Source organism: Kosakonia sp. MH5 (assembly GCF_009935945.1).
GTDB lineage: Bacteria > Pseudomonadota > Gammaproteobacteria > Enterobacterales > Enterobacteriaceae > Kosakonia > Kosakonia radicincitans.
This window is the reverse complement of sequence record NZ_QODH01000017.1, coordinates 63,864-72,151: the sequence shown is the minus strand read 5'-3', so window position 1 is coordinate 72,151 and position 8,288 is coordinate 63,864. Positions and strand designations below refer to the sequence as shown.

The 8,288-nt window shown below is 47.3% G+C and carries 6 protein-coding genes; 5 read left to right on the top strand and 1 reads right to left on the bottom strand.

What is annotated here, in order from left to right:
* Positions 1–378: 378 nt before the first annotated feature.
* Complete coding sequence (locus DK872_RS25940) at positions 379–1,374, bottom strand: LacI family DNA-binding transcriptional regulator (protein ID WP_161519036.1); 996 nt, start codon at positions 1,372–1,374, stop codon at positions 379–381.
* Between the two features lie 265 nt (positions 1,375–1,639).
* Between DK872_RS25940 and DK872_RS25935 the strand changes: the two genes are divergently transcribed.
* The 5 genes from DK872_RS25935 to DK872_RS25915 all read left to right on the top strand — a co-directional run bounded on the left by DK872_RS25935 (position 1,640) and on the right by DK872_RS25915 (position 8,235).
* Positions 1,640–2,878 (top strand): MFS transporter, encoded by a 1,239-nt coding sequence (locus DK872_RS25935; RefSeq protein ID WP_017460048.1) that lies wholly within the window; start codon positions 1,640–1,642, stop codon positions 2,876–2,878.
* A gap of 19 nt (positions 2,879–2,897) precedes the next feature.
* Positions 2,898–4,334 (top strand): glycoside hydrolase family 32 protein, encoded by a 1,437-nt coding sequence (locus DK872_RS25930; protein ID WP_161519044.1) that lies wholly within the window; start codon positions 2,898–2,900, stop codon positions 4,332–4,334.
* 178 nt (positions 4,335–4,512) lie between these two features.
* Complete coding sequence (locus DK872_RS25925; RefSeq protein ID WP_370520926.1) at positions 4,513–5,700, top strand: OmpG porin family protein; 1,188 nt, start codon at positions 4,513–4,515, stop codon at positions 5,698–5,700.
* A 15-nt stretch (positions 5,701–5,715) separates the two neighbouring features.
* Positions 5,716–7,209 carry a glycoside hydrolase family 32 protein gene (locus tag DK872_RS25920; RefSeq protein ID WP_161519034.1) on the top strand — a complete coding sequence of 498 codons (1,494 nt, stop codon included), beginning with the start codon at positions 5,716–5,718 and terminating at the stop codon, positions 7,207–7,209.
* 12 nt (positions 7,210–7,221) lie between these two features.
* Complete coding sequence (locus DK872_RS25915) at positions 7,222–8,235, top strand: OmpG porin family protein (protein WP_161519033.1); 1,014 nt, start codon at positions 7,222–7,224, stop codon at positions 8,233–8,235.
* The last annotated feature ends 53 nt before the right edge of the window (positions 8,236–8,288 follow it).

Sequence of the window (8,288 nt, the reverse complement as noted above, 5' to 3'; positions counted from 1 at the left end):
TCAAAGCGCGAAACTCGCCCTTACTGAAGCCATAAAAAGCTTGTCGAATGTCTCAGGGCGTGAAGCGGAAGTTCGCATTTCCCATAGCAGACAAGTGTAGGACTAACATTGGCATCTGATAATCAATCGGAAGCAGGTCACCCAGGGCGCAAATCAAGAAGCTGTACATGTTTCCACCTCCCAGCCTGTTGAACTCTGTCAGCCTCTGCAATCAGCAGCGACAATAACTCATCAGATGCTTTTCATCTGGATGGTTCCCACAGCGGATATCGAGAAAGTTATGGCACAAAGCTGACATCAGTTTTTTCAAAACATGGAAAACTAACCTTTTGGCTAAAAGCAAAGCTTCTGGCTACAGCAACATGGCGGTTATTGCTTTCAAAATGACTCGCGGGACAGCCAGGGGCTATCGACCAGTACTCTCTCCTTCCTGTCATCGTCTTTAATAATATGCAACGTACTCAGCCGGCCAATTTCGTAATGTGGTAACTGAACCGTGGATAACGGGGGTAAAAACAGGTTGCCGATGCCTACAAGGTTGTCGTACCCAATAACCCCGATATCCCGCGGGATAGATATTCCTTTAGCCAAAAGGGTCTGATACACCATGAATGCAATACGGTCATTCCCGCAAATAACCGAATCAAACTGAGGTATCCCCTGATGAATATGCGCTAGCAGGATGTCAGGAATATCACGGTAATGTTCATCGCCAAATTGCATATAGCAATGCTCCAGCTTATCTGGATCAATGCTTGCCTCGCGGCAGGCGCGTTCCAGCCCTTTTCGACGACGGGAAGTTGCCAGATGGTTGATCGGTAAATGCAAACAGATGGGGCGACGATATCCTGCCGCCAGCAATGCCTGAACCGCAGTGTACTGTCCCTGTTCATCGTCAGGGATGTAACAGGCAACCGGCTCCCCTTTATTTTCACAGTTTGCCAGAACACAAGGATACATCAGCAACTTAGGCGGAACGTGCACTTCACGTAATCCCATGGTGGTGAAAATAATGCCCCCCGGCCGGTGAGCGAGAAGGAGATCGACAATGTCGTCAGGGTTATCATCAGAGAACATGTTAACCACGAAACTATTCCAGCCGTGCGCGCGTGCAGTCTCCTCAATTGACAGCGTGATTTCTACCGAAAAAGGTGTCGTTACCGTATCCAGTGCCAGTACGCCAATCGTTTTATTTTTAGTACCGACACTCCGGATCTGTTTTGCTGACAAATCGGGTACGTAATTCAGATGCAGAATAGCCTCCTGCACCCGTGCAAGCGTCTCAGGCTTCACGCGTTCAGGGCTATTCAGTGCCCGCGAAACTGTCATTAACGAAACATTGGCCATTCTGGCCACATCTTTTAAAGACGCCATAACCTTCCATTTTGCGAAAACACGGCTACATCCTCGTTGCGCAAGCGAACCGCTGCAGTAAAGATTATCCGTAAAATGAACCCATTATTCTAAGCATTGAGCCCGTCATTTTGGGAATTTGGAACAGAAATTTGACGCAGATCTCACATGAGAAATGTTAACGTTAACTTTTGTGATTAACATCGAATATCGCGTCAAAAAGCGATGTGAGTAATAGATGTTAACGTTACCATAAGCACATATAATCCGCTATGAGATTGCTCAGATGAAAAAAAGGCCTTCCCGCAGCTATTTGCTGCTCAGTGCTTTGCTGTTCTTTTTCTTTGTCACCTGGTCTTCGTCCAGCTCACTTCTTTCTATCTGGCTCCACCAGGAAGTGGGATTAAAAGCATCGGAAACAGGCATTATCTTTTCTGTTTTATCGGTATCTGCCCTTTTTGCTCAGGTCTTCTACGGTTTTATTCAGGATCGTCTTGGTCTGCGCAAAAATCTGCTGTGGTTTATTACAGCATTGCTGATCCTCTCCGGCCCTGCTTATCTATTTTTTAGCTATCTGCTCAGCCTGAATATCCTGCTGGGGAGTGTTTTTGGCGGCCTGTTTATTGGGATGACGTTTAATGGCGGTATTGGCGTGCTGGAGTCTTATACCGAGCGCGTTGCGCGTCAGAGTACCTTTGAATTTGGACGAGTCCGCATGTGGGGCTCTCTGGGGTGGGCCGTAGCCACGTTTTTTGCGGGGCTGCTGTTTAATATTAATCCCGATCTCAACTTTCTGGTGGCATCATGCTCTGGACTGGTCTTCTTCTGCCTGCTGGCCCGATTAAAAGTTGCCGCACCGGCGAGCATGGAGAAGCTGGAGATTGGCGCGAAAAAGGTTTCTCTGGAAGATGCCCTCCGTCTGCTAACGTTACCGCGTTTCTGGGCACTTATTTTCTTCGTGGTGGGAACCTGTATTTACGGCGTCTACGATCAGCAATTCCCGGTTTATTTTTCCTCACAGTTTCCGACCTTACGGGAAGGAAATGCCATGTTTGGTTATTTAAATTCCTTTCAGGTATTTCTGGAAGCGGCAGGCATGTTCTGCGCACCGTGGCTGGTTAACAAAATTGGTGCCAAAAATGGCCTGATATTCGCAGGCATGGTAATGGCGTTGCGTATGATCGCCTCCGGCCTGGTTGAAGGGCCTCTGCTTATTTCGATCACAAAACTGCTGCACGCCTTAGAGCTGCCGGTATTGTTGGTGGCTATTTTTAAATACAACAGCCTGAATTTCGACAAGCGTTTATCTTCCACGATTTATCTGGTGGGATTTGCCTGCACGAGTTCGGTTATTGGCACTGTGTTATCGCCATTGGCGGGTTTCAGCTACGAAAAATTTGGCTTCGCCCAGTCCTATCTAATTATGGGCATTATGGTGTTCTGCACCACGTTTATTTCCATCTTCCTTTTGCGCCCCAATAAGCCCTCAACTGAGCAATCCTTTTTACAGCCAGGTGCTGTGTAAATTATCGGGAGAAAACACAATGACATCCTTATTAAAACAGGCCGAAGAGACGCTTGAAAAAGCACATGCCAGGATTAACCTTCGCTGGTATCCGCGCTATCACCTTGCCGCACGAGCAGGCTGGATGAACGATCCTAACGGACTGGTATGGTTTGACGGCTGGTATCATGCGTTTTATCAACATCATCCGTATTCAACGAAATGGGGACCAATGCACTGGGGGCATGCCCGGAGTAAAGACCTGGTTCACTGGGAGCATCTGCCTGTGGCACTGGCACCGGAAGGTCCGGCAGACAAAGACGGCTGCTTTTCCGGTTCCGCAGTGGTGGATGGTGATACGCTGGCACTGATTTATACCGGACATAAATTCCGCGGTTCGGCGGACACTGATGACAATCTCTATCAGGTGCAATGTCTGGCAACCAGTCGTGACGGCATTCATTTTGAGCGTCATGGTATGGTGCTTGATACCCCTCCAGGACTGCATCATTTCCGCGATCCAAAAGTATGGCGCGAGGGGGAATTCTGGTACATGGTTGTGGGTTCACGCGTAGGCGAAACCGGCCAGGTACGCCTTTACCGTTCAGCCGACCTTCGCCAATGGCATGACGAAGGTATTCTTGCCGAGGCTGAAGAAGGTATGGGTTATATGTGGGAATGCCCTGATTTCTTTAGCCTTAACGGCAGTCGTGTGCTGATGTTCTCACCACAGGGACTGGTGGCTGAAGGTTATCAAAATCGTAACCTTTTCCAGAGCGGATATTTACTCGGAGAATGGCAGCCAGACCAGCCGTTCGGCCATGACGGGCAATTCATTGAGATGGACAGCGGTCACGATTTTTATGCCCCGCAAAGTTTCCTGAGCCCCGACGGACGCAGAATTGTTATTGGGTGGCTTGATATGTGGGAATCGCCGATGCCGGAGCAACAGGATGGTTGGGCCGGAATGCTCTCCCTGCCGCGCGAAGTGAGCTTAGGTGAGAATAATCGCCTGATGATGAAACCCATCGCCGAAGTGGCCGCCTTGCGAGGCAGCTATTTTCCTGTCCCTGCCCATTGCCTGAACAATCAGCAGGTATTTGTCGCTGCAGAGGCCGAAGCCGTGGAGTTATTACTCGAATGGGAACGTAGCACGTCTCTGGCGGAACAATATGGCATGGTGTTGGGAGATGGGCTGCGTATTTACGTTGATAATCAGGCTCAGCGCTTAGTGTTGGAGCGTAACTACCCTGATTTTTCGCTTGTAGGAACGCGCAGCATTCCCCTGCCCGAGGGCAATATTCTTTCACTGCGAATTTTCATTGACCGCTCATCCGTGGAAGTATTTGTTAATGAAGGCGAAGCCTGTTTAAGCAGCCGAATTTATCCGCAGCCGGGAGTGCGTGATATAATGCTGTTTGCAAATAGTGGAACCGCTGCATTAAAAGAAGCCGGATACTGGTCTCTGGAAAAATAATTCCGCCAGATATCATCTCACTTTTTATATTGTCTGTCTTTATTTCTGCCAGTCTCTGGCTGGCATTATATTGTCTGAATAACGAGATAGAAAAATGGATGAAAGAGCAGAACAACCTCAAGACATAATTAACAGCAGGACAAACTCGTCTTACAGGGAAACAACCCTGGCACTCCTTTTGTCTTTTGCCTCTTTTCCCGCCATTGCTGAAAAAAAAGCTGAGATACCGGATGATTATACGGGGAACTATCAAAGCTATTTTCAGGATGAGACTGAAAACCAGCAGCACAGTAATTCCGCCGCTAAAAACGGATCTCAGGATGTAACTGTGCGCGAACCTTCCTCTGCTGTAGCTGGAGACACAGCAGCCGTACAGAGCCTAACTACCCCCACTGTGGCGCAGCCTTCAGAGAGCAAAAACACTCACCAGAACAATGCGGTGGATGATTCTGAAGATGTAAGCCTGTTACGCTTAAGGCAGGAAGCCCCGCCGGTTCACTGGAACAGTATCGGACGGAATATGGAGGCCGGCGGTCTGCACGGAAACGTCGGCAGCCAGATTGAAATTGATGATGTGCGCTGGAGTAATTCAAAGAAAAATAGCGGGAAATTTAAACTTGCCACCATTCAGGCCTTTTTAAGGCATGATGAATTACCAAACTGGTATTTCGGTTTCTGGAATGCCAGGGAAGATGACTATAAAGGGCAGTTCAGCAATCAGGATTATAGCGGCACCAATACCATTAATGAGTTCTTTGTCGGGCATATTTTTGAAACATGGCGAGGGAATATTGGTACAGAAGTCATGGTCGGATCCGAAACGGCAACCAAACGCTGGAAAAACCGTTTTAAGATCTGGCAGGACTTACGCTTGTCCAATAAATGGAGCATTGCCGGATATGCTTATGGCGAATATCAGCCGCAGGGTAATCAACCGGGTAATGGCGACCTTGAGCAGTATATTTTTGAGACTGAACCTGCAATCCAGTACCGAGTGAATCCGGATCTCGGTTTGTATTTACGTCCTTACTATTACTATAACCGGCAGGTGCGTGAAAGCTGGGGCGATATTGTTGAGCAGGAGTGGAAAGTGACTGCCGGGTTCTGGCGAAACTGGTATCCATTGTTAACGTCAATGTATATCGGCTTCGGACAGGACAAAATTGAGAACGCCAGTAATGCCCAGGAGCTCTTTTACGATGGCCGCTACAAATTTATTGGCGGCACCATCAGCTATCCCGTCTTTGGTGAGGTTCGCCTTTATGGCGAATTCAAAGCGTCATTTACTAAAGAAGCAGGGCTCTGGACGTATACAGGGCACTCCTGGAATCCGTTCACCGTAGTTGGTGTTACTTATAACTTCTGATACTCAGGGGATAGCATGAGAACCTTTATTTCAGCGACTGTCGTTGCTTTGCTGGTACTTTCTGGTGGAAATACACCCGTATATTCACAGATGTCTAAAGAAACATTACAGAACAAAAGTATCACCCAGGTTAATGGCTTTTTCCCTCGTGTCGAGGGGTCATTTGTTGGCGATCCAATGCCTGTTTATAACGAAGGTGTATTTAATATTTTTTACCTGAATGACGTGCGCGGCGGCAGCGATTTAGGGGTCCATGCGATTCACCTGCTCACCAGCGCCAACTTATATAATTATCAGAACCATTCTGAAGTCATTCCTTACGTTAATAACGTCAATAATCCAGAGCTGCTCCTGGGTACCGGCTCCATTATCAAAGTGGGCGATACCTGGCACGCCTGGTATACCGCCCATAATGAAAACGTCTTTCCGGTTGAGTCCGTCATGCATGCCACCAGTAAAGATCGTCTTCACTGGGTGAAACATCCACAGGACACTATCCTCCCGGGCGATAACTATCGCGGTAATGACTTTCGCGATCCTCACGTTGTCTGGGTTGAAGAGAAGAAAGAGTACTGGATGCTGATCACGACCCGCAGCAACGGTCGCGGCATTATCGCGCGTTATAGCTCAACGGATTTAAAAAACTGGCAAGACCGTGGTGTATTTTTTGACAATGACACCATTACCAGTAATTCAAATCTTGAATGCCCGACACTTGTCTTCTTTAACGGGCGCTGGTATCTGAGCTTCAGCGATCAGTGGCCACTGCGTCTGACGCAGTATCGCGTTGCAGATAATCCGGAAGGACCGTGGCATAAGCTGGATAATTATGTTGTCGATGGCTCCGGTTTTTATGCCGGTAAACTGGCTATTAAGGATGGTCGTTTATTTGTTTTTGGCTGGATCCCAACTAAAGCGGGAAACAATGACAGGGGGAATATCGACTGGGCAGGAAACCTGGTCGTACATGAATTGACTGCTGACACAAAAGGTCAGCTCAACAGCATTATGCCACGAGAGCTTCAGAAAGCGATAAAAGATAACCGTGGGCAGGTTCAGACGATACTGCCTGTTAAAACGCTCAAAACGTCAACGCAATTTGGCCCATTACATTCATCTATTTATCCCTCTTTACCGAGGCGTGGAGAGTTGTCCGCAACGGTGGATATTCCCTCTTCGGGAATGGTCATGAGCTTTGGGCTGACAGATGACCAGGTGAGTGACGCGACGCTGAATGTTATGTTCAACAGGAGTAAAGGTAAAGTCTATTTCTTTAATTCTCCTTTGGCATCGATTAACCAAAGTAACGCTGAATCCTGGGTTGATATTCCGCTCGGTGAAAAAATTAATTTCCGCGTGCTTATACAGAACTCAATTGCCGTTTTTTATATTAACGACAAAGCGGCATTTAGCACCCGGATGTATTCCATGCCGGACAAACCCTGGAGCATCAGTCTGCCTCAACAAGATAGTCTCCACGCAAAATTGCAATTTAAAGAAATGATCTAAAGGGATATTATTATGAAAAATCATCATGCCCTGGCTGTTATTTTTTCACTTATGCTCCCGACGCTGGCAAATGCAAGCATGAGCATCATGAAGGATTTATCGGGCAAGGTCATTGCCGTTGATCCGTGGTCCTATCTGGATGAAGACGTCATGTGGACATCAACACGCTCCTCTAATCCTGCAGGCGGACGCGTTCATGGTCAGCTTAAAATGAAATATGCAATCGAAGATAATAACTGGCGAAACAATCATTTCCACAGCGGAAATGATTCTCTCACTTTCGTTCAGGGAGTTATGCGTAATGACGCTTTACCCGGCTGGTATCTGGCATTTTCAGAAGGCAGAACCACAAATTATAATGGAACATGGGAAAACCAGACCTATCTCAGCCAGAACCAGTGGACACAACTCATTGTCGGCCATGAATATTTCTACAAACGTCTGCGCTATGGCTGGGACGTTATGGGAGGAAGTGCCTCAATTGAGGATCGCTGGCAGGCACGCGTCAAATTCTTTACCGATCTGCGTGTAACAGACAATTTTTCGGTCTTCAATTATCTTTACCAACAGATTGATCATCGTCGTAGCGGAGGTTCACAAAATGACCGTGACGTCCGTTCATTTCAGGCTGAGCCCGGGATTCAATATATTATCAACAACACTACCGGTATCTGGTTACGTCAGAAATTTGCCTCCTCTGTATTAGACAGAGCGCAGTGGGGTGATATCGATGATAAAACCTGGACGACCTCAATGGGTATTTGGCACAACTGGGGGAAATTATCAACGACATTCAGCGGGGGATATGGACATTATAAGAAAAACAATGCCCGGCGTGAAGATGGCGAAGTCTTCCAAAATACGAGAGCCCGTTTTCTTAAAGTTTCGGCAAATTACCCTCTGACTTCCCGGTTTACTGTTTCTGGAGAAATAACTGGCTCATTAATTAATCAGAGTGGAAGCTGGGTAACTAACGGTGATGCCATCACCACCGACTATAAACTCATGCTGGATTACAATTTTTAAAATCATTTTTATTTAATTCCAGTGCAGTAAAGGAATCGTATATAGCCTTGCCG